This window comes from Streptomyces sp. C36 (assembly GCF_040932295.1).
In the GTDB taxonomy this organism is placed as follows: domain Bacteria; phylum Actinomycetota; class Actinomycetes; order Streptomycetales; family Streptomycetaceae; genus Streptomyces; species Streptomyces triculaminicus.
Genome location: NZ_JBFQGI010000003.1, coordinates 624,762 through 650,013, shown reverse-complemented (window position 1 = coordinate 650,013; position 25,252 = coordinate 624,762). Strand labels below are relative to the sequence as shown.

Genomic DNA, 25,252 nt, shown 5'->3' with positions numbered 1-25,252 from the left:
TACGGGGGACCCGTGAAATTCAAGAGGTTGCACCAGCGAAGTCTGGAGCTGGTTCGCGGCCTGGACATTCCATCGCCGTTCGACGTCTGGGAACTTTCCCGGAGGGTGGCCGAACGGCATGGCCGACCGATTCATCTGGAGCCCGTCCGACTTCCCGTGGACGGGCCCTGCGGATTATGGATCTCCGCACCGGATGTAGATTACATCTTTTACGAACACGACACCAGTCCGCTGCATCAGGAACACATCATCGCCCACGAGTTGGGGCACGTCGTCTGCGGCCACAAGGAAAACGCGGTCCTGGGTGAGGAAACGTCACGCCTCCTGCTGCCCACGCTCGATCCGGCCATGGTCCAGGGCGTGCTGCAGCGCACGTACTACACCTCGGCCGAAGAACAGGAGGCCGAGATGGTCGCTTCGCTGATCCTCCAGGAGGCCAACCGGCAACCGCTGGAACGCAACTGGTCCGTCCCCCGCGAGGCCGCGGAGACGGTCGAGCGGCTGGACCGGTCCCTGCGCGGCGCCTTTTCGGACGAGACGTGATCACTTTCCTGCACTCCCTCGGAGCCGTCGTCGCCTGGGCGGGCCTTTTCTACAAGCTGCGCACGCTGCGGAAGAACCCCGGGGATCCCGCCCTGGCCGCCCTGTGCGCCGTCTTCGCGCTCTCGGGGATGAGCTTCTTCGTCTCCCTGCCCCCGGTGTGGGCACGCCTGGACGAACTCACCGGCATACCGAACATCGCGGCACTCGTCGCGCAGAGCTGTGTGCTGTCACTGGTCGTCGGACAGCAGGTGGTCCTGACGTACTGGGCGCGCCCGCCCGAGCGGGCGCGCCGGCTGGTGCGCTGGCAGCTGACGTTCTGCGCCCTGTCCCTGGCCGCGCTCGTCGGGCTCTTCTGTCTGCTCACCCCGACCGTGCAGCGGCTGAAGGGATTCACCCTCTATTACGTCCACGACCCCTACTACATCGCTTATCTCTCCCTGTACATCGGCGTCTATCTCATCGGCGAGGCCAATGTCTTCCGCGTCTGCTGGGGCTATTCCCGGGTGGCGGGGCGGACCTGGCTCCGCCGGGGGCTGCGGGTCATCGCCGTCGGCGCGTTCGTCACCCTCGGCTACGGCTTGGTCAGGGCCGGGAACATCCTGGGCACGGTCTTCGACTTCGACCTCCGCGCCTGGGAGGACGTGGCCTGGCTGTGCGGCGACCTCGGCTCCGCGCTCACCCTGGTGGGCTGGACGCTGCCGGGCTGGGGGCCGCGCGTGGCCGCGGCCGGCCACTGGGTGACGGCCTACCGCCGCCACCGCCGGCTGTATCCGCTGTGGGCCGCCCTGCACGCGGCGGTTCCCACGATCGCCCTGGCCCCGGCCCGCGGCGCCTTCGCCGACCGGCTGGCGCTGCGGCAGATGGAGTTCCGCCTCTACCGCCGGGTCATCGAGATCCGGGACGGGCAGCTCGCCCTGCGCGCCCACCACGACCCGGCGACGGCGGAACGGGCCCGGCACGAGGCCCTCGCCGCCGGAATGCCGGAGGACGACGTACGCGCCCACGTCGAGGCGGTCCGCATCAGGTCGGCCCTGGCGGGCAAGGCCGAGGGCCGGGCGGCGGCCGCCGACGGCACGACGCCGGCCGGTCCTCCCGTCGCCCGCAACGACCTGTCCGACGAGGCGGTGTGGCTGGTGCGCGTGGCCACCGCGTTCGCCGCCCTGCCCGCGCCCGCGGCGCACGGCGGCGGCGACGGAGCCGAAGACGGCAGCGGCGACGACGGCGTTCAAGTGGAGGTGATGCGACGCCAGTCGGCCGGTGGCGGTTGATAGCGTCCTGGGGTGAGCAGCAGTCGATACGGAAGGGCCACCGTGCCAGTACCAGTTGATGTGCACCACGAACTCGCCACCGCGCCCAACGGCAAGTTCATCGATGTCTACCGGCCCGGCACACACCCGACGCCGCTGGCGACGGTGCTGCTCTGGCACGGCATCGGCCCCGACGAGCGGGACGTCCTGGAGCCGCTGGCCCGGACGGTCGCCGGCCTGGGGGCGCTGGTCTTCGTCCCCGACTGGCGCTCCGACGCCCCCGACGGCGGCCGGGCGCACCTGCTGGCCTCGCTGGAGTACGCCCGTGCGCACGCGGCCGCGCTGGGCGGCGACGCCGGGCGCATGGTCCTGGCCGGCTGGTCGGCGGGGGCCTCCGCGGCGATGGGCGTGGCCCTCAACCCCGCGGTGGCGGACGGCTGGCGGCCGGCGGCCGTCGTGGGCATCGCCTCGCGCTACGACCGCCCGGCGCGCACCACGGGCACTCCCCCGCTGGCCGACCTGGCCGTCGGCGGGCCGTCCGATCCGCTGCCGGTCCCGGTCAGCCTGGTGCACGGCACGGCGGACGAGCTGATGGACACCACGTGCTCACGTGAGTTGCTGGAGGCCCTCATCACGCACCGCTGGCCGGCTCGGCTGGAGGAGGTGCGGGCGAACCACGCGGGCGCCATCGGCGCGGAGTACGACCCGGCGCTGGACCGCTGCCGGGCGAGCGAGGACGAGCTGATCCGGGCGGCCGCCGAGCTGACGGCCCGTACGATCGCCGAGGCCGCCGGGGTCCCGGCGGCCTGAGGCGGAAGGGCTCGAGCGGCGGGCGTCAGCCCGCCACGCGGTCCCCGCGCGAGAGGCCGGAGCCGTCGGGGACCGCGGCCGGGTCGCCGCCGAGGTGGGCCACGGCGTTGTGCTCGTCGACGAACACGACGCGGGGCTCGAAGGTGCGGGCCTCGGCGTCGTCCATCGAGCCGTAGGCGATGACGATGACCAGGTCACCGGGGCTGATCAGGCGGGCGGCGGCGCCGTTGATGCCGATCACGCCGGTGCCCCGGGGGCCTTCGATGACGTAGGTCGACAGCCGGGCGCCGTTGTTGATGTCGACGATGTCGACCTTCTCGCCGGGCAGCAGGTCGGCGGCTTCCATCAGGTCCGCGTCGACGGTCAGCGATCCCACGTAGTGCAGGTCGGCCTGGGTCACGGTGGCGCGATGGATCTTGGACTTCATCATGGTGCGATACATGGTGTGGTCATTTTATGTGCCCGGCGGGGGTGAGCCCAGGGCGGTGCCCGGTGAGGTCGGGCACTACCGCCCGCCGGGCGGCACCCGCGCGATGAGCAGGGCGACGTCGTCCTGGTCGTTGTCCGCGCGCAGCTCGCGCAGCAGCAGGTCGCAGGTGGACTCGAGGTCCAGGTCCCGCCCGTCGAGCAGGCGGAGGAGCTCCTCGAGGCGGGCGTCGATGGCCTCGTCGCGGTTCTCGACCAGGCCGTCGGTGTAGAGGACCAGCCGATCGCCCGGGGTGAGCGGCACCGCGACGCTCTCGAAGGGCACGCCGCCGACCCCGAGCGGGGCGCCGGTGGGCAGGTCGACCAGCGCCGGGCGCGCTCCGGGGCGTACCAGGACGGGCGGGAGGTGGCCGGCGTTGGCGAAGCAGCAGCGGTCGCGGCCGGGGTCGTAGACGGCGTAGAGGCAGGTGGCGATCGTCTGGTCCAGGCCACTGGCGGTGCGGTCGAGGTGGCGCAGCACCTGGGCGGGGTCGAGGTCCAGCCCGGAGAGCGTACGGGCGGCGGTGCGCAGCTGGCCCATGGCCGCGGCGGCGTTGATGCCGCTGCCCATGACGTCCCCGACGACCAGGGCGCTGGTGTCGCCGGCCTGGGGGATGACGTCGAACCAGTCGCCGCCGACCTGGACGGCGGCGCCCGCGGGCTGGTAGCGGTAGGCGACTTCCAGCCCCACCAGGTTCTGGGGCGGCTTGGGCAGCAGGTCGCGCTGGAGGGTGAGGGCGGTGGCGCGCTCGCGCTGGTACCAGCGGGCGTTGTCGATGCAGACCGCGGCGCGGGCGGCGAGCTCCCCGGCGAGGACGACGTCGTCCTCGCCGAAGGGCTCGGGATTGCGGGTGCGCTTGAGGTCCAGGGCGCCCAGTACCTCTCCGCGGGCGATCAGCGGCACGGCCATGTAGGAGTGCAGCCCGGCGCGGCCCAGGAGCTCGGCCGCCGCCGCGTCGCGGGCGATGCGCGGCAGGTCCTCGGGGGTGACGTGGGGCAGGTGGACGGGGTGGCCGGTGGTCACGCAGCGGGCGACGAGCCGGTCCGCGTCGTATTTGGCGATCTCCCCCGGCGGGTCGGCGGCGCGCACGGCGTCGGTGGCGTCGGCCGAGGCGACGGCCAGCGCCCGGAAGACGGCGGCGCGGTCGCCGGCCGGGGCGGAGTTGCCGTGCAGGGCGGTGTCGAGGACGTCGACGGCGGCCACGTCGGCGAGGACCGGGACGACGACCTCGGCCAGTTCCCGGGCGGTCTGGTCGAGGTCGAGGGTGGTGCCGATGAGTACGGAGGCGTCGGCGATCAGGGCCAGTCTGCGGCGTGCCTCGGTGACCGTGCGGTGCCGGTCGGTGACGTCGACGTCCGAGGTGGCCAGGCCCATGGGGCGGCCGGCGGGGTCCTCCAGCCGGTAGAAGGAGACCAGGCGGGCGCGCTCGCCGGCGGCCGGGTCGGCCGTGGGGCCGACGACGAACTGGTCCACCAGTGGGATTCCGGTGGCCATGACCTCCCGCATGGAGTCCTCCATGGCCCGGGCGTCGCGGTCGCCCAGGAAGGACAGCGCCTCCCGGACCGGGCGCATGAGGTAGGAGCGGGCGGGCCGGCCGTGGATGCGCTCGAGCGCGGGGTTGACCATGACGTAGCGCAGGCCGGCGTCCAGGACGGCCAGCCCGATCGGGGACTGGGCCACCAGGCGGAGGGAGAGGGCCAGGTCGCGCTCGACGTCGCGCACGATCTGCTGGTCGGTGGCCATGCCGAGGGCGTAGACGTCGCCGTCCTTGTCCTCCAGGCGCATGTTGCGGAACTCCAGCGGCCGCAGGCTGCCGTCCTTGTGCCGGGCGGGGAAGACCCCGGCCCACATGCCGCCGCCGCCCATGACCTTGGCGAAGAGCTCCAGGACCTCCTGCCGGTTGTCCTCGTCCACCAGCAGCCGGGCCGCGTAGTGGCCCAGCGCCTCCGGGGCGGTCCAGCCGAACAGCTCCTCGGCCTGCGGGCTCCACAGCACGATCCGGCCGTCCTGGTCCAGCACCACGGCGGCCACCCTGAGCACGTCGAGCAGCCCGCCGGCCTCGTACGGGGCCGCCCTGACCCGGCCCGGGTCCGGCCGGAATGCGTCCGTGGTGCCCATTCGAGGTCCTCCCGCTCGGGGTGGTGCGGCGGCCTCGCGCCGGAACGTGCCGGTCCGGTTCCTCAGTGCCTTTCTCGCCCGTTACGCCGCAGCGTCTTCCATGTTCTCTCCGAACCCGCCCGGTGCGCAGCCCGCGGCGGCGGTCCGAACGCCATTGGTGGTGTGATGCGGCCTCCCGCGCGCCCCCGAGGCGCGGGTCACTGGACCGGCGTGGCAGGGGGGAGGGACAGGGCGAACCAGACGGTCTTGCCGGTGCCGCTGCCCGTGGCGTGGTGGCCCCACCGGGCGGCGATCTGCTCGACGAGCCACATGCCGCGGCCCCCCTCGCTGTCCGGGCCGGCCTCGGCGCACGCCGGCAGGCAGCCGCCGGCGTCGCTGACCTGGGCGACGAGCTGGTCCGCCGTCCGGCGCAGGACCAGCTCCACCTCGCCCGCGCCCTCCGGCACGTGCACCACGGCATTGGTGACCAGCTCGGACAGCAGGAGGACGGCGTCGGCCACCAGGTCGTGGAGCCCCCATTCGGCCAGGAGGGCGCCGGCGAACCTGCGGGCGGCCGCCACGGAACGCGGCGAGGAGGGCAGCGTCACCATCCCGGCCGGGGGCGGACCCGGCGTCCGGGCCGGCCAGAGGCCGGGAGCGCTGTGCGAGCAGGAGAGCAGCCCCTGGCCCCATGGGCCGGGGAGCCGCCGTGGGCCGGGGGCCCGGTCCGCGAGGGCATCGGAGGCGCTGGTGATGGCGTCGGCCGTATGCGTGGGACTCACGATGTCATGACTGAATGCAGGCATGTGGCTCTGGTGCGCTCGAGGGGGTGCGAAGGAATTCCGGCCGATCTCTCGTCCGGTCCGCCGGTGCGGTCGGCTCTCGTGCTGCCCGGTCCGCCGGTCTTCGCAAGGAATTCCCCCCACATTCGCTCGGTTTCCGCCACAGGTCCAGACCCTATGAGTGACTCCTGATGCGCGCAGTGCGATATTCGCAGGTGACCGGGGGTGCGTTCGGCGTAAAGTCGCTGTGAGCGACGACACGATCCGGCCATGTCGCGGTGCGCGGGGGCGGCCCGCCGACCGCCCCCGCACCCGGCCTCGCCCGTCAGGTCTTGGGGCACTCCTTCCACGCCAGGTGGTAGATGGTGTTGAGGCTGCCGTCGGTGGAGTCCATGGTCATGAAGCTGGTGGTTCTGTTGGGGTCGGAGGTGCCGGCGTTGACCCGCAGCTCGGTGTTGATGTTGAAGTTCCGCAGCTCGCCACAGGGGTGCCAGACCAGCGCGGCGATCGGGACGCTGTCGGTGGCCTGCCAGTTGTCCGCGTAGTTGCCTCTGAAGGTGTGGCTGCTGGGGGTGGTGACCGGCGAGCCCTGGAAGTAGTACGACGCCTTCTCGGTGCCCGAGGCGCCGGGCTCGAGCTTGGCGTAGCCGCGGTAGTCGGCCGCGGCGATCGCGTAGGTGAAGCCCTGCGGCACGTGCACGTTCAGGTTCAGCTGGCAGTTCTTGCGGAAGTCGGTGGGCTTGGAGCCGACGCCCACCTGGGCGAGGTAGTCGCTGTAGGTGACGGTGAAGGCCGTGTTGTCGGGCGAGACCGCGACGGCGGCGGTCCCGGCCCGGCAACCCGAGCCGTTGACGGTGGCGACCTCGATGACGATCTTGTCCGGCGGCGGGTTGGTGATGACCGACGGGTTGTGCGTGGACAGCGGCGCGGCGAGCAACGCGGTGATCGCGCCTGCGGTGAGCAGTCCGGCGGGCATGGTGCTCCAATCGGTTGTCTACGGGCCTCGAGGCCCGCGGGGAAAGACAAGGACACGTGGTCCCGCGCCCGTTGGCGACGGCTGTTCCCCCGAGCGGAAGGGGAGGGCGGCGGAACCGGCGGTGCCGGGCGAGCCGGGAGGGTCCGCGGGCGGCGGCCGTGGTCGCCGGCGACATGGTCATAGAGGGTCATGCCCATGCCAACCCAGGGGCTCCCCGCAGCCCGTGGGACTGGGAGCGTTCGCATGGTAGGCGGCGCGAGGGGGGTTGGCCAGACTTCGCGCCACGGGCCGCCGCGGGGGCCGCCGGCGGCCCTGGCCGGAACCCGTCTGCGGAACGTCAGGTTCAGTCACGGCGGAACGTCAGGGTCAGTCGCGGCGCGGCAGCGCCTCGAACACCGCGTCCGGACAGTCCTCCCGCTCCCCGCCGCCGGGAAGCGCCCCGCCCTCAGCGGGCCTTGCGGACCGCCGTGTCGCGGAAGGAGCAGTAGGCGGCCGCCGGGTCCGTGTAATACAGCCAGGGCAGGGCCCCCACATGGCCGTCGATCATGCGGAACTGCTCGAGCGCCTCCGCGTGGCGCTTCTGCCGCACCAGGAAGTACGCCAGCAGATGGCGGACCTCCGCCAGCCGCGGGTGCGTGGGCGGCGCCATCGCGATGTCGGCGAGGACCGCGTCGACGTACGACCTCGGCCCCGCCTCGCGGTAGTCCGCCTCCGACGCGTCGTCGTCGTGGTGCTCGTACCACAGCACCAGCCGCAGGGCGGACAGCAGCGTCCCCTGCGGGGCGGCGGCGATCGCCGCCTCCACGAACTCCCGTGCCAGCGCCTCCGAGCCGCGCCACTTCTCGCACCAGTACTGCAGGGCGCTGTAGTGCGCCGTGTAGTGGTGGGGCGCCCGGGCGGTGATCTCGCCCCACAGCTCGCGCATCGCGTCGTGCGGGTAGCCGAGGCCGAGCGCCGCCCAGACCTCGGTGATCCAGGGGGTCGGGTCCTCGGGGTTGAGTGCCTTGGCGCGTTCGATCTCGGCGCGGGAGCGCTGGAGCACCCGGTCGAAGCCCTCGAACTGCTCCCGGCTGGTGCTGTCCGCCCGGGCGCCGCCGCGCACCTCCCAGGCGAGGAAGACGGTGGACCTCGCGCGCACGACGGCCGCGTCGGGGTCGTCGGGGCGCGCGGCCTCCCAGGCCGTCAGCCAGGCGTCGTCCTCGGCCGCCGCGCGCGCGACCTCGCCGACGAGCGCGGAGCGGCGCTCCCAGTTCGGGCCGGCGGTCGCGAGGGCACGCGCGGCGGGTTCCCACTCGCCGGCCCGTACCGAGGCGCTCAGGGCGTCCAGTTCGGCGTCGCGCCGGGCGCGCTCGGTGTTCTGAGCGCTCTCCGGCAGGAAGCCGAGGGCGAAGGCTCCTTCGGAGAGCGCGGAGGGCGAGGCCGACCGGGTCCCGGCGGACGCGCCGCGGCGGGACCTGAACCAGAGGTACACGAGCAAGGCGATGACGAAGAGGGGCAGCAGCAGTCGTCCCACAGGTGTTCCGTTCGTTTCTTCAGAAGGAGGCGGGGTGGAGCGCCCGGGGCAGCAGCAGCCGCAGGGGCCGCGTGTCCGGCGTGTCGGCGACCGCGGCCTCCAGGGCCTCGTTCAGCCGGTCCCGGTAGTCGTCCGACAGGTCGAGCCGCGCGCCGTCGGACCAGGACATCTCCCAGCGGGCCAGCCCGGCGTCGACGAGTTCCAGGATCACCAGCTCCGCCAGGCCGGACCTCAGCCGAGGGCGGAGGAACTCGCGTGCCGCCCGGCCGCTCGCCCGGCTCGCCTCCTCGGACTTGGGCAGCGCGTCGGCGACGCGCCACAGCGCCCCGCCGTCGGCCGCGTCCAGCAGCGCGCGCAGGGTGGCGTCGCCGCCGAGGACCTGCCGCACGGCCTCCCGCAGCGGTTCGGCGCCGGCGGCGCACTCGGCCCGCCGGCCCAGGTGGAGCAGTTCCGGCCAGTCCACGCGGCGCATCGCCAGCGTCTCCGCGGTGAGCGTGGCGTCCTCCAGCTCGCCGAGCACGCGCTCGGGCTCGCGCAGCAGCGCCATCGCGGGCCCGGAGGACGCCGGGTCGCCGCGCCCGTCGTCGGGCAGCGCCTCGATCAGGCGGATCCGTTCGGCGGTCGGCGGGTGGGCGTCGTAGGGGGAGGTCTCCTCCCGCGGCGGCTCGGCGCGCAGCCCGGCCAGTTCCTCCTGCCGGCCCGGCTCGGCGAGCAGCCGGGCCAGGCCGCCGTAGAACTGCCCGCGCGGCGGCATCAGTCCGGCCGCGACGCCCGCCGTGGCGTAGGTGCGCAGGTAGAAGGCGTGCGCGGCGTCCAGTGCGACGGTCTCGCGGAGGGCGGAGGCCGCGGCGTCGCGGCCGGCGATCCGCACGGACACGCGGTCGGCGGCCAGTTCCTGGCGCCGGGCGACGCTTTGGCTGGAGCGCAGGTAGAACTTCGCGTAGGCGACGAACACCTTGGCCGTCTGGCGGTGGCCGAACCCCGCGCCGGCGGTGTCCACGGCCTTGGCCTTCCTGCCCTTGGCCACGGCCTTGGCGGCCTTCTTCTCCTGCCGGGTCCGCTCCTTGTCCACCCGCTGGTCGGCCTGCTCGTGGTAGGCGCGCACGGTACGGGTGACGGCGAGCCGGCCGCGCCAGGTGATGGCGGACAGCCGGGTGTCGGCGTTGCCGTAGTGGCCGAACTCGTGGCCGAGGACGGCCATCAGCTGCGCCCGGGTGATGCCGGCCAGGAGCGGGACGCCGAGACGGAGCCGGCGGCGGCCCGGCATCAGGCCGAGCATCCGGGCGTCCTCGCCGACGGCCGCGTTGACGGCGCCGGTGAGCCGGATCTCGTCCGGGGCCCTCGTCCCGGCCGCCTCGGCCGCCTGCCGCACGACGGCCCACAGCTCCGGCTGGCTCGCCTTGCTGACCCGCAGTCCGTCCTTGCCGTCGTCCTGCGGGGGACGGAGGAAGAACGACGCCCTGACGACCGGGAGCGCCAGCAGCGCGAGGATGAAGTCGATCTTCAGCGCGGCGACGCCGGGCGCCCAGTGATGGACGGCGAGCGCGGTCCCGGCGAACACGCCGAGCACGAGGAGGCACAGCAGGTAGAAGCCGGCGAGCAGAAGAAGAGCGCGCGACGCACGCAGGAAAACGCCCATGGGGCAGGGGCCCTCGCATGGTGAGGAGATGGGTCGAACGGGCAGTGAGCCGGGCAATCATGCAGTACGGCTGTTCGAGCCAGCAAGCCGATTACCTGTCGGCCGGACGGGCCGTCACCCCACGACAGGCTTGACACGCCCCTGTCAATATGCAGCGTCCCGTGGCACCCTGCTCACCGCACCCTCGCATCCGCTCCACTCGTCTGCCCGGACCGCCGCCACCGCGCGGTCCGGCCCCCACACGGCCGCGTGCGGTCCGCGCGGCCTCGGCAGAAGGAGTACGCGTGAGACGAACCCGCCGTACGATCGCCGGCGTCCTGCTGGCAGCCGGCGCCCTGGTCGCCGCGGGCGCCCAGGCCGTCCCGGCCGGCGCCGCCCCGGCCCCCTCCCCCTCCCTCCTCACGGCCCACACCGCCGCCGCCTCGGCGACGGCCCAGCAACGGGTCAGGGACTTCTGGACGCCCGAGCGGATGCGCTCGGCCACCCCCCTGGACCTCGTCACCGTCTCCGCCGGCGCGCCCTCCGCCCCCCGGTCCGCCGGCCGGGCGACGACCGTCGCGCCCACCGCGCCGAGCACGCACGTCAGGTCCTTCCCGCAGGCCGGCGGGCCGTGGACCGGCGGCGGCGCGGTGGTGAAGACCTCGGGCCGGGTGTTCTTCAGCTTCCAGGGCCGCACCGCCTCCTGCTCGGCCGACGCGGTCACCAGCCGCAACGCCAGCACCGTCGTCACCGCCGGACACTGCGTCAAGTACCAGGGCAGCTGGCACACCGACTGGACGTTCGCCCCCGGCTACCACGACGGCCAGGCGCCCTACGGCACCTGGTCCGCGGCCAAGACCCTCTCCACGCCCCAGTGGGTGGCCAGTGAGGACATCAACTACGACGTCGGCTTCGCCGTCGTCGGCCGGCTGGACGGCAAGAGCCTGACCGACGTGACCGGGGCGCAGGGCCTGTCCTTCAACGGCGGCTACAACAAGGCCATGTACGCCTTCGGCTTCCCCGCCGCCGCGCCGTACGACGGCACCAGGCTCATCCACTGCAGCGGGAACTCCTCCAAGGACTTCCTGCTCACCAAGGACCACGGCCTGGGCTGCAACATGACGGGCGGCTCCAGCGGCGGCCCCTGGTTCACGTCGTTCGACGAGGCCACCGGCACCGGCCTGCAGGCCTCGGTGAACAGCTTCGGCTACACCTTCCTGCCCAACAGGATGTTCGGCCCGTATTTCGGCGACGAGGTCAAGAGCGTCTACGACCAGGCGCAGGTCGCCTGACGACGCCGTCGCCCGACGACGCCCACCGCACGGCGACACGAGACCCCGGGACGCCTCACGCGTCCGCGCGTCCCGGGGGCACGGCCGCCGGGGCCCTTCAGGTCCTGACGGACCGCAGGATGACGAACTTCGGGTCGGAGGCGACCACGTCGCAGTTGCCGAACAGGCGGCGCAGCTTGACGTGGTAGCCGAGGTGACGGTTGCCGATGACCCACAGCTCGCCGCCCGTGCGCAGTGCCCTGCGCGAGCCGGTGAACATCCGCCAGGCGGTGGCGTCCGTCGTCGCCTGGTGGGAGTGGAAGGGCGGGTTGTTCAGCACCAGGTCGACGCTGCCGGGCTCGACGGCCGACAGGGCGTCGCCCACCAGGAACTCGGCCGTCCGCTCGGGGCCGGCGTTCGCCCGGAACGTGGCCTCCGCGGAGGCCACCGCCTGGTAGGACTCGTCGATGAACACCGGCACGGCGGCGGGGTTGGCGAGGGCCGCGGCCGTGCCGACGACGCCGTTGCCGCAGCCCAGGTCGACGATCCGCTCGGGGCCCCGGCGGCGCGGAAGGTTGCGCAGGAGGAAGCGGGTGCCGATGTCCAGGCGCTCGGCGCAGAAGATGCCGGCGTGGTTGGTGACGGTCAGACCCGAGCCGGCCCCGGCGTCGTCGGGCAGCCGGTAGGTGCGCGGCCAGGGGCTCGCCTCCCGCGCGAGGCCCGGGTCGGGCGTGCAGAAGATGAGCCGGGCCTTCTTCTTCGCCAGCGAGGTGCGGGTCGGGCCGAGGAGGCGCTCGAAGAGCCGCAGCGTCGAGGTGTGGATCTCGGTGACCCTGCCGGTGCCGATGACGACGGTGCCGGCGTGCACGGAGGGCGCCAGGCGGTGCAGCTGGTCCTCGAGGAGGGCCAGGCTCTTGGGCACGTGGACCAGCAGCACGTCGATGCGGGGCGGCGGGGTGTCGCGGGTGGACAGCAGCCGCACCGCCTCCGGGTCGGCGCCGTTGCGGGCCAGGTTGGCCCGGGTGGCCTCGCGGGCGAGGTGGGAGTCGGTGATCTGCGTGGGCCGGTGCGCGGCGAGCGCGGTGACGAGCGCCCCCCACCGGTCGCCCAGCACGACCACGGTGCCCGACAGGTCCACCGGTTCGCCGTCGGTCCCGGCGAGGTGCGCGAGCAGGTATTCGTCGGCGGCGTCCCAGGCGCGCAGCTGGTCGCGGGGGTCCTCGGGGAAGCGGGTGAGGGCGATCTCGCCGAAGGGCGTCGTCAGGCAGTTCATCGTGCCCTCAGGCTAACCGAGGCCCCCGCGCCCCTCGCACATCGCCGGGCGCCGCGGATCAGGCCGCGCCGCGGACCGCCCGGTGCACCGACGTCTTCATCGTCGTGACGAAGGCGTCGCGGGCGGCGGGGGCGAGGGCCTCCAGCGACAGGTAGGGGTTGAGGTCCTCGAGCTCGACCAGCAGCAGGCCGCCCTCCGGGGTGCGGCAGGCGTCCACGCGCTGGATGCCGTGCTCGATGTCGTTCCAGTCGACGAACCGCTGGGCGAAGGCCAGGTCCTGGGCGGTGGGCTCGTACGGCACCAGCTCCCAGCGCCGGTCCGGGCGGGGGGCGTGGAGCGCGTACTGGAACGCGTGGTCGACGAAGTAGAACGACACCTCGTACCGGAAGTCGATGCGCGGCTGCACCAGGACGTCGTCGTACGCCAGGTCCGCGAGCCGGTCCCGGGAGACGAATTCCAGGCCGATGGAGTCCGCGCCGAGCCGGGGCTTGACGACGTACTCGGCCGCCTCCGGCAGCCTCTCGAGGTCCTGCGGGCGGCCGGCGGTAGGGATGACGGGGAAGCCGGCGGCGGTCAGGTCGAGGAGGTACTGCTTGCCGGCCATGTCGGCCTTGCCCGACAGCTGGTTGTACACCAGCACGCCGCGCTCGGCGGCGCGCTCGCGGAAGGCGTCGTAGGCGGCCTGGTAGTGCAGCACGGGGCCGCTGTTGCGCACGACGACGACGTCGAAGTCCTCCATCAGGGCCACGGCGTCCAGGGGGTGACAGAGCGCCACGTCGAAGTCCTCGCGGAGCCGGGAGCTCAGGTAGATGTCCTCGTCGCAGTACCGGCGCCCCTTGGCCTCGAAGGCCAGGTCAGTGACGTACAGAACGCGGGACTGGGCGGTGCTCATGATTTCTCCGGTGGATCGGCGATCCCCCAAAACTACCTGCATCCGTCACGCACCGTGTCGTCGGGGCGTCCGACGTCGTTGGTCGCTGCGAGGGCCGCCGGCCCCGTCCGTTCGACGTCGAGACCAAGGATCCGTGATGCGACCGTTCCGCAACGCCGTTGTCGCCACCCTCGGGGCACTCCTCCTCGCCACCGCGCTGCCCGCGGGCAGCGCGGCCGCCAAGGACGGCGGATTCGCCTGGGTGGGCCCCAAGGGCAAGCCCTACTTCGTCCACCAGCTGCCGCCGAACAAGTGCATGTCCATGGAGCAGGAGGCCCGCGGCGCGCAGAACTACATGAGCAAGCCGCTCGCCGTCTACTCGGAGAAGAACTGCAAGGGCAAGGAGCTGCGCCTCGGCCCCCGCAGGGAGGCCCCGAAGAACTCCCCCTTCAAGAGCCTGAGGTACGACCCGCGTTGACGCGGGACCGTTCGGCGGCCCGGCCCGGCGCGATGGGTTACGCGCCGGGCCGGGCCGCGTCCGGGCCTCGTACGACCGGGACTTACGCGACCGGGACTTACGCGGCAGGGACTCACACGACCGGGACTCACGCGGCCGGGCCGGGGAGACCGCCGGGTCAGGAGGCCGCGAGGGCGGCCAGGCGCTGGTCGATCATGTCGGCGGTGGCGTGGCCGACGGCCAGGACGGCGGGCCCGCGCCGGGCGTCGACGGCGAGCAGGGTGGGGAAGCCCTCGACGCCCAGCCCGCGGGAGTGCCGGAAGTCCGCCGCGGCGGCGGCCCGGGCGGCCGGGGACGAGAAGGCGGTGACGACGGCGTCGGCGTCCAGCCCGGCCCGCTCGGCGATCACGCGGTACGTGGCGGGGTCCGACAGGCTCAGCCCGTCGCGGTAGAACGCCGTCTGCAGCGCCTCGGCCAGCTCCGCGGCCCGCGCGGGGGCGGCCTGCCGCAGGGCGGCCATGCCGCGGGCGGCGGCCTCGGAGTCCATGACGAAGGAGCCGTCCGCGATCAGCCGGTCGTAGGCCGCGCCGAACTCCACGCCCGTCATCTCGGCGATCTTGGCGTTGGCGCCCTGGACATAGCCGAACTCGCGGATCGGCACGCGGCGCGCCCCGGTGAAGAGTCCGCCGGAGACGACCTCCACGGGAAGGCCGGGGTGCCGGCGGGCGGTCTCGGCCAGCGTGGGGGCGAACCCGTACGACCAGCCGCAGTAGGCATCGAAGACGTAGACGAGCTTCATGGGGGGCGTCTCCTCCGGGAGCGGGGCGGTGCCCGCGGGGACGCGAGCGGTACACCTGACACAACAGTGTCTGCCGTGTCAGATATTTCCGTCGTCCGAAAGTTTTTTCCTCCCGGAGGTCGCCACCCCCTGCTTCGGCTACTTCAGCTTGTACTCGCAGGGCTTCGGCAGCGCGCCGTCCTGGTTGTCCGCGACCTTCTTCCCGTCGACGGAGATGACGCACGACGCGGCCTTGAGCATGCCGTCGGAGCCCTTGACGGAGCCGGGCGCCACGGACACCAGGCTTCCGACCTTGATCTCGGCGCCCTTCAGGGTGACCTTGGCGGTCTTCTTCCACGGCAGGGACACCTGCTCGGCGCCGTTGTCGTCGCCCAGGTTGTAGTAGACCTGCGTCGAGCCCTCGCCGCCCGCCACCTCGATGGTGACCTCGCGCGTCGGGCCCACGGCCGGGCCGTCCGCCTTCGCGTCGCCCTTCGGCTTCGCGGACGGCGCGGCGGTGGCGGCGTTCTTCGCGCCGCCGTCCCCGCGGCCGTCCCCGCTCTTGGCGCCCCCGCCGCAGCCGGCCAGCAGGACGGCGGTCACGGCCAGGGCCATCGCGGTGGCTGACTTGCGCATGTTTCCCCTCACGAACGACAACCGGCCCGGATGATCGCCCGGGCCGACCGGGATCATAACGAGCCCGGGTCGCACCCTCCCCATGCGGCACCGGCCGGCCCGCTCGGGCCCGGTGAGCGGCGAGGGGTCGCGGCTCGTACGAGCCGCGACCCCTTGATGTCGTATGCCTCCGCGCTGCGGGCGGTCAGGCGGCGACCGCTCCGGCGGTCTCGGACCGGCGCGGTGCGGGGACCGGACGCTCGGCCCCGGTCACGGGGTCCGGGCCCGGCAGCCCGTCCCGGTGGGCCTGGACGCCGGCGCGTACCGCCCAGAAGTAGAAGCCGACGGCCGACAGGGCGACCAGGGCGATGTCCACTCCGCCCGGGATCACGCCGTGGCCGCCGAACTCGGTGCTGCCGAGCGCGGACAGCAGCGCCAGCCACAGCAGGAAGGCGGGCATCCACCAGGCCGGGGCGAACTGCCGGCGCAGGCTCCCCGCGCCTCGGCGGCGCAGCACGAGCGCGGCGATGGGCACGGAGACCAGGGTGAGCAGGGCGACCTTGCCGGTGTTGGGCCACTTCGACCAGTACAGGGCGCAGGCGGCGAAGGCGAAGGTGATGGGGCAGAGGACCTTCGCGGCGGGCAGCCGGAAGGGGCGGGGCAGGTCCGGCTTGGTCCGGCGGAAGACGCCGACCGCGATCGGGCCCATGAGGTAGGAGACGACCATCGCGGCGGAGACGACGCTCGCCAGGGCCTCCCAGCTGTGGCCGACGGTCAGCAGCAGGAGGACGGAGAAGCCGAGGTTGAGCCACATGGCAGGGCGGGCGACGCCGTAGCGGGGGTGGACCTCGGCGATCTTCTTGGGGAAGAAGCCGGTCTCGGCGAGGTTCTGGGCCAGGTAGGCGGCCGAGGCGACGTTGCCGATGTTGGCGCCGTTCGGCGAGATGAAGGCGCCGAACTGGAGCATGGTGACGACCCAGTGCAGCATCAGCAGCTTGGCGAGGTCGGCGAAGGGCGAGGCGAAGTTCACGCCGCTCCAGCCGCCGGCCTCGGCGAGCCGCTCCGGCGGCACGGCGCCCAGGAAGGCAACCTGCAGGGCGAGGTAGATGACCAGGCCGAGGGAGAGCGCGCCGACGAGGGCGAGCGGGATGGCACGGCCGGGGTTCTTGGCGGCGCCGCCGAGGTTGACGACGGCCTGGAAGCCGTTGAAGGCGAAGACGACGCCCGAGGCGCTGACGGCGGTGAGCACGGCGGACCAGCCGTTGGGGGCGAAGCCGCCGTGGGCGGTGAAGTTGCCGGTGTGGAAGCCGGAGGCGATGAGTGCGCCGACCGCGAGCACCGGGATGGCGAACTTGACCAGCGTCAGCAGGTTGTTGGCGCGCGCCAGCAGCTCGACCGACCAGTAGCAGGCCAGCCACAGGGCGACGGTCAGGAGCAGGGCCATGCCCATGCCGGTGCCGGTCAGCCGGCCGTCGGAGACCAGGTCGCGGGCCCAGCCGAAGCTCCACGAGGACATGTACTGCGTGCCGGCGATGGCCTCGATGGGGATCAGCGAGGCGGTCGCGATCCACACCGCCCAGCCGGTGATGAAGCCCAGCACCGGGCCGTGCGAGAGGGAACCGAAGCGGGCCATGGCCCCCGGCAGCGGGTAGGCGGCGCCGACCTCCGCGTACGACATGGCGATCATGCCGATGAAGACGGCGCCGATCACCCAGGCGACCAGCGCGGCGGGGCCGGCGACCTGGGCGGCCTGTCCCGCGCCGAACAGCCAGCCGGAGCCGAATATGGACCCCAGGCCGATCATGATCAAGGCGAAGAGGCTGAGGCCCTTCCGAGGGGCCGCGCTCAGATCCACGAGGTGTTTTCCGTTCTGCCTGGAGACCAAGACGGGAAGCCGTCGCCTGCCGGGCCGGGCGGAGGTCGACCGCCCGCAGGGCGCACCGGCACCGAACGCGTGGGTTTCGCCGGAAACGGCCGCCGGGAACGGACACCGGGCACGGCCGAGGACACAGGAGCGACGCCCGACATACTACGACAACCGCAGGTAACCACCTGAACGGAGCCCGCCGTGACCGGCCGCCGCCCCGTGGCTCGCCGCGCCTTCCGGTATCAGCCGTGGGTCAGAGCGGCGTCAGAGCGGGCTGGCAAGTTATCCCTTGTCAACGGCATGGGAGACCGAGCCGATGCCTCGGTCCACCATCGAGGCAGGGAGTTCCACTTGCGCACCGATTACAAGATCGTGATCATAGGCGCCGGCATGGCGGGGCTCGCCATGGCGGCACGTCTGAAGCTGTCCGGCGAGACCTCGTTCGTCGTCCTGGAGAAGGCCGACTCCATCGGAGGCACCTGGCGCGACAACACCTATCCCGGAGCCGCGTGCGACGTTCAGTCGCACCTGTACTGGTTCTCCTTCGGCGAGCAGCCGGACTGGAGCCGCGTCTATGCCACGCAGCCGGAGATCCTCCACAACATCGAGCTGTTCGCCGAGCACCACCACCTGCACGAGGACATCCGCTTCGGCACGGAGGTCACCACCGCCTCCTGGAAGGAGGAGGACCGCACCTGGGTGGTGCGCACCGGCACGGGGAGCGAGATCACCGCCGAGGTGCTGGTGACCGCCTGGGGGCAGCTCAACCAGCCCTCGTACGGCGAGATGGAGGGACGGGAGACCTTCACGGGGCTGTCCGTCCACACCGCCCGCTGGCCCGAGGACCTCGACCTGACGGGCAAGCGCGTCGCCTGCGTCGGCAGCGGCGCCAGCGCCGTGCAGCTCGTCCCCGCGATCGCCGGGCGGACGGAGCACCTGACCGTCTTCCAGCGGTCGCCCAACTACCTGCTGCCCCGGATGGACCGCGCCCTCGGCGACGAGGAGCGGCAGGACCTGCTGAACGACCCGGTCGGCTACACCTCGCTGCGCGACTCGCTCTACCACGAGCGCGACCGGTGGGCGGACGGGCTGTCTCTGGATGCCAACCCCGTCCGCGACGAGTTCCAGCAGATCTCGCTGAACCACCTCGAGCAGCAGGTCCCCGACCCGGAACTGCGCGAACGCCTGCGGCCCACCTACGAGTTCGGCTGCAAGCGGGTCCTCATCACGGACGACTACTACCCCGCCCTGCTGCGCGACAACGTCGACCTGGTCGACACGGCCGTCGAGCGGATCGAGCCGGAGGGCGTACGGACCGCGGACGGGCGCCTGCACGAGGTCGACGTGATCGCCTACGCCACCGGCTTCAAGTCGCTGCTGGTGGCCGGCGGAGTGGAGATCTCCGGGCGCGGCGGCCGCACGCTGCGCGACGCCTGGCAGCAGGGGCCGGAGGCGTACCTCGGCACGACCGTCAGCGGATTCCCCAACATGTTCATGCTCTACGGGCCCAACACCAACCTCGGGCACCACTCCATCCTCTTCATGGTCGAGTCGCAGATCGACTACGCGGTCCGGGCGATCGAGGCGCTGGCGGAGCACTCCGCCGCCGCCTTCGACATCCGCCCCGAGGTGATGGCGGAGCACAACGACAGGCTGCAGGAGCAGCTCACGCGGACGGCGTTCGCGGGCAGCTGCACCAGCTGGTACAAGACGCCCATGGGTAAGATCGTCAACAACTGGCCGGGCAGTATCGAGGACTACCGGCAGGCGACCAAGGACTTCACCGTCGCCGACTACGAGATCCTGCGCACGCCGTAGCGCGTACGGCGCCGCCTCCCGCCCGGCGCACACGCGAAAGGCCCGGCCGCACCTCCTGGGTGCGGCCGGGCCTTTGTCGTGCGGGCCTTTGTCGTGCGGGCCTTGTCGCGCGGGCCGGTCAGCCGGTCGCGGCCGCCTTGGCGAGCAGCTCCTCCCGTACGCCGCGCCGCAGGATCTTCCCGCTGGGGTTGCGCGGCAGCAGCTCCGCGAAGTCGTACGTCGTCGGGATCTTGAAGTCCGCGATCTGGCCCTTGAGGAAGACCAGCAGCTCCCGGACGGTCACCCGGGACTCGGGCGCGAGCACCAGCCGCGCGTGCACCGACTCGCCCCAGCGCTCGTGGGGCAGGCCGATCACCGCCGCCTCGGCCACGGCCGGGTGCCGGGTGAGGGCGTTCTCGATCTCGGTCGGGTAGACGTTCTCGCCGGCCACGATGATCATGTCGTTGACGCGGTCGTTGACGTAGAGGTAGCCGTCCTCGTCGAGGTACCCGGCGTCGCCCATGTGGATCCAGCCGTCCACCACGGTCTTGGCGGTGGCCTCCGGCAGGCCCCAGTAGTCCACCATCCGGGCGGGCGTGCTGACGCAGATCTCCCCGGTCTCGCCGGGCGGCAGCTCCCGCCCCTGCCGGTCGACGATCTTCACCTTGATGCCCGGGTACGGCCGGCCCGCGGCCCGGAGCCGGGGGCTGCCGGGGACGTGGTCGGCGGGCGGCAGGCAGACCGCGAAGTTGCCGGTCTCGCTGCTTCCGTAGATCTGCAGGAAGTCGCAGTTCATCCGCTCCAGGCAGCGCGCCAGGAGGGTCTCGGTGATCGGCGAGCCGCCGTAGACCACCTTGCGCAGGGAGTTCAGGGCGCCCCGGGCCGCGGACGGCTCGGCGAGCATCATCTGCAGCATGGCCGGCGCCACGATGGCGGTGGTGATGCCCAGGCCCTCGATCAGACGGACCGCGTCGGAGCTGATGAACATGGGCATGGAGACCACGGTGACGCCGGCGTTGAAGCCCTGCATGGCGTACGAGAGCCCGCCGATGTGGAAGCCGGGCAGGCCGAGGAGGCTCTTGTCGCCCTCCTTCCAGTCGAGCCAGTCCAGGCCGTGGGAGTCCATGGCCTCGGCCACGTTGAAGAAGCTGCGGTGGGGCAGCACCACGCCCTTGGGCAGACCGCTGGTGCCGCTGGTGTAGATCTGCGCGACGGGCGTCTCGTCGTCGCCGAAGGGGGCCAGGTCGTCGTCGGGGCACTCCGCCTTCCGGGCGGTCAGCCCGCCGGCGGCGGCCCCCGCCGGGCCGAACGGCACCAGGGCCGTCAGCCGGGGCAGCCGGTCCCTGACCTTCTCGGCGACCGGCAGGTGCTCCTCGTCGACCAGGAGCAGCTCGGTGCCGGAGTCGCGCAGGATGTGGTCGACCTCCTCCGCGGTCAGCCGCCAGTTGACCGGGACGAGCACCGCGCCGATCTTGGCGCAGGCGAAGGCCGCCTCCCAGTACTCCTCCGACTCCTTGCCGAGGTAGGCCACGCGGGAACCGGGGCCGATCCCGGCGGCGCGGAACGCGCGGGCCGTACGGTTGCTCTCCCGGTGCAGCTGCGCGTAGCTGACGACGCGGCCCTCGCAGATGACGGCCGCCTGGTCGGGCCGCACACCGGCCTGGTGCGCGATGACGCCGTCCAGCGTCCGCGGACGGGCTGGGTCCATGGGCATGTCCTTGTCCGTTCCGTTCGGTGGGGTGGCAGGGCCGGCGCCGCTCACGCCGCCTCCTCGAGGCCGGGACCGAGCAGCCGGTCGATGTAGTCGGCCAGCAGGTTCACGCTGGGCTGGTCGAAGGCGATCGACACGGGCAGGGTGACCCGGAAGGTGGACTCCAGGGCGTTCTTCAGCTCCACCGCGTTGAGGGAGTCCAGGCCGAGGTCGGCGAGCTCGGCGTCGGGCTCCACGTCCTCGGCGGCGAACTGCAGCACGTCGGAGATCCTGGCGCGCACCGTCGCGTTGATGGCGTTCAGCCGCTCCTGTCCCGAGGCGGCCAGCAGCGTCGCCAGGTCGAGGGCCGCGCCGCCGCCGTCGGCGCCGGCGCCGTTCGTCCTCAGCTCGGTGTACAGGGCGTTCTCCGGCCTACGGGCGATGAAGCGCTCCCAGTCGCAGGCCCCGGCCATGATGTGGGCGCCCTCGCGCTCGAGCAGGGTGGGCAGCGCCTCCATGGCCTCGACGGGCTCGAGGAACGTGATGCCCTGGCCCTCCCAGCTCCTGACCAGCGAGCTGCTGAGCTTGCGCGCCGGGTCCACGGCGGCCCAGGGGCCCCATCCGACGCTCAGCGAGGGCAGGCCCCGGGCGTCGCGCCAGGCCATCAGGTGGTCGAGGAAGGCGTTGCCGGCGCAGGAGTTGGTCTGCGTGGTGGCGCCCAGGACCGACGCCGCGGTGGAGTAGCCGACGAAGAAGTCCAGCTCCGGCATCGAGACGGTGGCCTCGTGCAGCAGCCAGGCGCCGAAGACCTTGGTCCGGAAGACGGTGTCGATGCTCTCCCAGGTCTGGTCCGCGACGGGGATGTCGGCGACCGTGCCGGCCGCGTGGACGATGCCGCCCACCGGGTGGCCGCCCTCGGCGAGCGCGGCGGTGACCCGTACGACGTCCTCGGCCGAGCCGATGTCGCAGCGCGGTGCCGTCACCTGGACCCCCTCCCCCAGTTTCAGGGCGGCCAGTTCCTCGGCCGAGGCCCCGGTGCGGGTGAGGAGCGCCAGATGGCGGGCGCCGAGGCCGACGAGCCGCCGGGCCGTGGTCAGGCCCAGGGCGCCGAGGCCGCCGACGACGACGTAGGTGCGGTCGGGGCGGATCGTGACCGGCTTCTCGCGGCGCGGCCGATCGCCCGGTTCGGCGCGGCGCAGGCGCCGTACCCAGCGCTCCTGGCCGCGGTGGGCGAGCTGGGCCTCGGCGTCGCCGGCCGACAGCCACTCGCCGACGAGCGCCTCGTGGCCGGTGCCGTCGGCCGGGAGGTCGACCAGGGTCACCTGGTAGCCCGGGCACTCGACCGCGAGCGCCCGTCCGAAGCCCCAGAGGGTGGACGCGGCGGGCACCCGGTCGCCGGGCGCGTCGCCGGGCAGCTGCTGGGCGCCCTCGGTGATCAGCCACAGGCGCTGGTTGCGGCCGAAGCGCACCTCGCCCAGCGTGCCCAGGACGTCCAGCAGCTCACGGTAGTTGGCCTCGCTCTCGGCGCGCAGCCGCTCGGCCTCCGTGCCGCCGGGGCCGTCCGGGGCGCCGAGGTCGCCGCGCCAGAACCAGCAGAGGTCGGTGGGCGGTTCGTCGCGGAGCAGCGCGGCCAGGTCGCCGGCCGAGGCCGCGAAGGTCAGGCGCACGCCGGCGTCGGCGGCGCTCGCCACGAGGTGGGGGTACCGCTCGGCGGTGCCGCCGAGCGCCAGCACATGGCGCGTTCCGCGACGGGTGTCCGGCAGCGGCTGCCGGTCCCAGTGCGCCTCGTAGAAGAGGTGGCGGTCCTTCTCCCGCTCGGCCTCCGGGGTGCGTTCGGCCCGCCACGCCTCCTCGGCCTGCCGGCGCTGCGGCGTCGGCAGCCAGTACGGCTTGCGGTCGAAGGCGTACGCGGGCAGGTCGGCCTTACGGCCCGGGCGGCCCCGGTGGTAGCCGGTCCAGGAGACGGGCAGGCCCGCGGAGTACAGCTGGGCCAGCGACCGGCGGACGCGCTCCGCGTCCTGGTCGCCCCGGTAGGTGCTGCTCAGCCACAGGTGGCCCGGGTCGGCGGCGCAGTTGCGGGCGAGCGACGTCAGGGCGCCGGAGGGCCCGACCTCCACGAAGGCGTGGCGGCCGCGCTTCTCCACGGCCGCGATCCCGGCCTCGAAGTCGACCGGGGCGACCAGGTGGCGGACCCAGTAGTCGGGGGTGGCGATCTCCGCCGCCTTGGCGACCTGGCCGGTGACGTTGGAGACCAGCGTCATGTTCGGGGTCCGGAAGCTGATGGTCTCCAGGACCGCCCGGAAGTCGTCGAGGATCCCGGACAGCAGCGGCGAGTGGTACGGCACGGCCGACGGCAGGACGGTGAACTTGACGCCCTTCTCCGCGAGCACCTCGCCGAGCGCGGTGAGCGCGTCGCGGCCGCCGGACACCAGGCACTGGGTGGGGCCGTTGATCGCGCCGATGCCCAGGTCCGGGTACGGCTCGAGGAGCGGGGCGATGTCCCGGGCCGGGGCGCCCACGGCCGCCATTCCGCCGGGGACCGTCACCGACTGGCTCAGCCGTCCCCGCTCGGCCACCAGCCGGGCGGCGTCCTCGAGCGAGAACAGTCCGGCGACGGCTGCCGCGGCGACCTCGCCGAGGCTGTGGCCGATGAGCACGGAGGGCCGCAGCCCCCAGGAGAGCCACAGCTGGGCCAGGGCGTACTCCAGGCTGAACACGGCGGGCTGGGCGTAGCGGGCCTGGTCGATCAGGCCGGGCGCCTCGCCCTCGCCCTCGCCCTGACTCTCGCCCTGACTCTCGCTCTCGCTCTCGCCGAGCATGAGGTCCTTGAGCGAGAGGCCGAGGAGGGGGGCGAAGAGGCGGTCGCACTCGTCCAGGGCGTCGCGGAAGACGGGGTACTGGCGGTAGAGGGCGGCGCCCATGCCGGTGTACTGCGAGCCCATGCCGGTGAACAGCAGCGCCACCTTGGGGACGCCGGTGGTCGCCTGGGCGTCCGCCTGCTCCAGGTGCTTGTCGAGCAGGCGGGTGATGTCGCGGTGCTCGCGGACGGGCGCGGCGATCCGGTACTTGAAGTGGGCGCGGCCGGTGTTGGCCGTGCGGCAGAGGTCGGCGACCGGCTGTCCCGGATCGAGCTCCAGGAACTCCTTGTAGCGTTCCGCCTGCGCGCGCAGCGACTTGCGGTTCTTGGCCGAGAGGGTGAAGACGCCGCCCTGGGGCTGCGTCGCGTCGGTCTCGGTGAGGGCCGGGGTCCCGGTGACCGCGGGGGCCTCGGCGACGGCAGGGGTGTCGGCCGGGGCCTGCTCCACGACGACGCTCGCGAGCGTGCCCGTGACGCCGAAGCCGTTGACGAGCGCGCGCCGGGTCTCGGCGGCGGGCCAGGGGCGGGCCTCGGTGGGGATGGTGACCGGGGCGGTGGCCCAGGCGATGCGCCGCGAGGGGTTGACGAAGTTCAGGTGCGGGAAGATCGTGCCCTCGCGCAGCTGGAGGGCCGCCTTGATGATCCCGCCGACGCCGGCGGCGCCTTCCATGTGGCCGATGTTCGTCTTGAGGGAGCCGACCACCACGGGGGCGGACGGGCTGTGCGACTCGGCGAAGACGTCGCTGATGGCGCCCATCTCGGTCGGGTCGCCCAGGGCCGTGCCGGTGCCGTGGGCCTCGACGTACTGGATGTCGGCCGGCTCCAGGCGGGCGCTGGCGAGCGAGGCGCGCAGCACGGCCTCCTGGGCGGCGCCGTTGGGCGCGGCCAGTCCGGCGCTCTCGCCGTCCTGGCCCACCGCCGAACCGCTGATCACCGCGTGCACGGTGTCGCCGTCCCTGCGGGCGTCGGACAGCCGCTTGAGCACCAGCACGCCGCAGCCCTCGGCGCGGCCGTAGCCGTCGGCGCTGTCGTCGAACGACTTGCACTGCCCGTCGGGGGCGAGCATGTTGCCCGCCTGCAGGACGCTGTTGCCCAGGGCGTTGTGGATGACGTTCACGCCACCGCACAGGGCCAGACCGCACTCGCCGTTGCGCAGCGCCTGGACGGCCAGGTGGGCGGCCGCCAGCGACGAGGAGCAGGTGGTGTCGACGGTGAGGCAGGGGCCGCGCAGGCCGAGGAAGTACGACAGCCGGCCCGAGACGCCGCTGTGGCTCAGGCCCGGCGCGAGATAGCCGTCCACGTCGGCGGGGTCGAGGTCGGTGGCCTCGAAGATGTAGTCCAGCGTGGTCACGCCCATGAACACGCCACTGGTGCTGTGGCGCAGGGCGGCCGGGTCCATGCCGGCGTGCTCCAGCGCCTCCCAGGCCGTCTCCAGGGCCAGGCGCTGGTGGGGGTCGATGTATACGGCTTCCTTGGGCGAGATGTTGAAGAAGGCGGCGTCGAACCGGTCGATGCCGTCGAGGAATCCGCCGACCGGCCGGTCGCGGTCCGAGGCGCCGCCGGGGTCCGGGTCCAGGTGCCTGCGGTCGTCGGGCAACGGCCGGATGCCGGACTTCCCCGCGCGCAGGAATTCGGTGAAACCGGGGACGTCGGTGTTTCCCCCAGGAAAGCGCAAGCCCATCCCCACAATGGCGATGGGCTCGTACTTCTCGCGCATCAGTTCA

Annotated in this window: 19 protein-coding genes; 6 read left to right on the top strand and 13 right to left on the bottom strand. The window is 73.0% G+C overall.

Going from position 1 to position 25,252, the window contains the following annotated elements:
* Positions 1 to 12: 12 nt before the first annotated feature.
* Genes AB4K12_RS12660 through AB4K12_RS12650 form a run of 3 tightly spaced genes read left to right on the top strand, consistent with a single transcriptional unit; the run spans position 13 to position 2,600 of the window.
* Positions 13 to 543, top strand: coding sequence for an ImmA/IrrE family metallo-endopeptidase (locus tag AB4K12_RS12660; RefSeq protein ID WP_086575007.1), 531 nt, complete (start codon positions 13 to 15; stop codon positions 541 to 543).
* On the top strand, positions 540 to 1,811 hold the full coding sequence (locus AB4K12_RS12655; protein ID WP_368434292.1) for an MAB_1171c family putative transporter: 1,272 nt from the start codon (positions 540 to 542) through the stop codon (positions 1,809 to 1,811). Before AB4K12_RS12660 ends, AB4K12_RS12655 begins: the two co-directional genes overlap by 4 nt.
* 42 nt (positions 1,812 to 1,853) lie before the next feature.
* Entirely contained in the window at positions 1,854 to 2,600 is a 747-nt protein-coding gene (locus AB4K12_RS12650; protein ID WP_368434291.1) for an alpha/beta hydrolase, read from the top strand.
* A 25-nt stretch (positions 2,601 to 2,625) separates the two neighbouring features.
* Here the strand turns inward: AB4K12_RS12650 and panD are convergent, their stop codons facing one another.
* The 6 genes from panD to AB4K12_RS12620 all read right to left on the bottom strand — a co-directional run bounded on the left by panD (position 2,626) and on the right by AB4K12_RS12620 (position 10,073).
* The gene (gene panD / locus AB4K12_RS12645; RefSeq protein WP_368434290.1) at positions 2,626 to 3,042 is read right to left on the bottom strand and encodes an aspartate 1-decarboxylase; all 417 of its coding nucleotides are present in this window, start codon (positions 3,040 to 3,042) and stop codon (positions 2,626 to 2,628) included.
* 63 nt (positions 3,043 to 3,105) lie between these two features.
* A complete protein-coding gene (locus AB4K12_RS12640) occupies positions 3,106 to 5,184 on the bottom strand; it encodes a SpoIIE family protein phosphatase (RefSeq protein ID WP_368434289.1) in 2,079 nt (692 codons plus the stop codon).
* A 197-nt stretch (positions 5,185 to 5,381) separates the two neighbouring features.
* Positions 5,382 to 5,945: an ATP-binding protein gene (locus AB4K12_RS12635; protein WP_368434288.1), complete on the bottom strand. Its 564-nt coding sequence runs from the start codon at positions 5,943 to 5,945 to the stop codon at positions 5,382 to 5,384.
* A gap of 325 nt (positions 5,946 to 6,270) precedes the next feature.
* A complete protein-coding gene (locus AB4K12_RS12630; protein ID WP_086571887.1) occupies positions 6,271 to 6,921 on the bottom strand; it encodes a DUF4360 domain-containing protein in 651 nt (216 codons plus the stop codon).
* 445 nt (positions 6,922 to 7,366) lie between these two features.
* Complete coding sequence (locus tag AB4K12_RS12625; RefSeq protein WP_368434287.1) at positions 7,367 to 8,434, bottom strand: hypothetical protein; 1,068 nt, start codon at positions 8,432 to 8,434, stop codon at positions 7,367 to 7,369.
* A 19-nt stretch (positions 8,435 to 8,453) separates the two neighbouring features.
* Positions 8,454 to 10,073 (bottom strand): M48 family metallopeptidase, encoded by a 1,620-nt coding sequence (locus AB4K12_RS12620; RefSeq protein ID WP_368434286.1) that lies wholly within the window; start codon positions 10,071 to 10,073, stop codon positions 8,454 to 8,456.
* 284 nt (positions 10,074 to 10,357) lie between these two features.
* On the opposite strand from AB4K12_RS12620, the gene AB4K12_RS12615 reads away from it, so the two are divergent.
* Positions 10,358 to 11,344, top strand: coding sequence for a serine protease (locus AB4K12_RS12615; RefSeq protein ID WP_368434285.1), 987 nt, complete (start codon positions 10,358 to 10,360; stop codon positions 11,342 to 11,344).
* Positions 11,345 to 11,441: 97 nt separating this feature from the next.
* Here AB4K12_RS12615 and AB4K12_RS12610 read toward each other — a convergent pair whose 3' ends face one another.
* Positions 11,442 to 12,596 carry a methyltransferase gene (locus tag AB4K12_RS12610; RefSeq protein WP_368434284.1) on the bottom strand — a complete coding sequence of 385 codons (1,155 nt, stop codon included), beginning with the start codon at positions 12,594 to 12,596 and terminating at the stop codon, positions 11,442 to 11,444.
* A gap of 58 nt (positions 12,597 to 12,654) precedes the next feature.
* Entirely contained in the window at positions 12,655 to 13,488 is an 834-nt protein-coding gene (locus AB4K12_RS12605) for a hypothetical protein (RefSeq protein WP_368434283.1), read from the bottom strand.
* Between the two features lie 136 nt (positions 13,489 to 13,624).
* Here AB4K12_RS12605 and AB4K12_RS12600 point away from each other — a divergent pair, with 136 nt between their 5' ends.
* Positions 13,625 to 13,945, top strand: a complete 321-nt coding sequence (locus AB4K12_RS12600; RefSeq protein ID WP_368434282.1) for a hypothetical protein — start codon at positions 13,625 to 13,627, stop codon at positions 13,943 to 13,945.
* A gap of 157 nt (positions 13,946 to 14,102) precedes the next feature.
* Here the strand turns inward: AB4K12_RS12600 and AB4K12_RS12595 are convergent, their stop codons facing one another.
* The 3 genes from AB4K12_RS12595 to AB4K12_RS12585 form a co-directional block, all read right to left on the bottom strand.
* Complete coding sequence (locus AB4K12_RS12595; protein WP_368434281.1) at positions 14,103 to 14,723, bottom strand: DsbA family protein; 621 nt, start codon at positions 14,721 to 14,723, stop codon at positions 14,103 to 14,105.
* Between the two features lie 138 nt (positions 14,724 to 14,861).
* On the bottom strand, positions 14,862 to 15,338 hold the full coding sequence (locus AB4K12_RS12590; RefSeq protein ID WP_368434280.1) for a hypothetical protein: 477 nt from the start codon (positions 15,336 to 15,338) through the stop codon (positions 14,862 to 14,864).
* A 184-nt stretch (positions 15,339 to 15,522) separates the two neighbouring features.
* Complete coding sequence (locus AB4K12_RS12585) at positions 15,523 to 17,172, bottom strand: APC family permease (RefSeq protein WP_368434279.1); 1,650 nt, start codon at positions 17,170 to 17,172, stop codon at positions 15,523 to 15,525.
* Positions 17,173 to 17,535: 363 nt separating this feature from the next.
* On the opposite strand from AB4K12_RS12585, the gene AB4K12_RS12580 reads away from it, so the two are divergent.
* Positions 17,536 to 19,002 carry a flavin-containing monooxygenase gene (locus AB4K12_RS12580; RefSeq protein ID WP_368434278.1) on the top strand — a complete coding sequence of 489 codons (1,467 nt, stop codon included), beginning with the start codon at positions 17,536 to 17,538 and terminating at the stop codon, positions 19,000 to 19,002.
* A 118-nt stretch (positions 19,003 to 19,120) separates the two neighbouring features.
* On the opposite strand, the gene AB4K12_RS12575 is transcribed toward AB4K12_RS12580, so the two are convergent.
* Positions 19,121 to 20,689, bottom strand: coding sequence for a long-chain-fatty-acid--CoA ligase (locus tag AB4K12_RS12575; protein WP_368434277.1), 1,569 nt, complete (start codon positions 20,687 to 20,689; stop codon positions 19,121 to 19,123).
* A gap of 50 nt (positions 20,690 to 20,739) precedes the next feature.
* Complete coding sequence (locus AB4K12_RS12570) at positions 20,740 to 25,245, bottom strand: SDR family NAD(P)-dependent oxidoreductase (protein WP_368434276.1); 4,506 nt, start codon at positions 25,243 to 25,245, stop codon at positions 20,740 to 20,742.
* Positions 25,246 to 25,252: the final 7 nt, after the last annotated feature.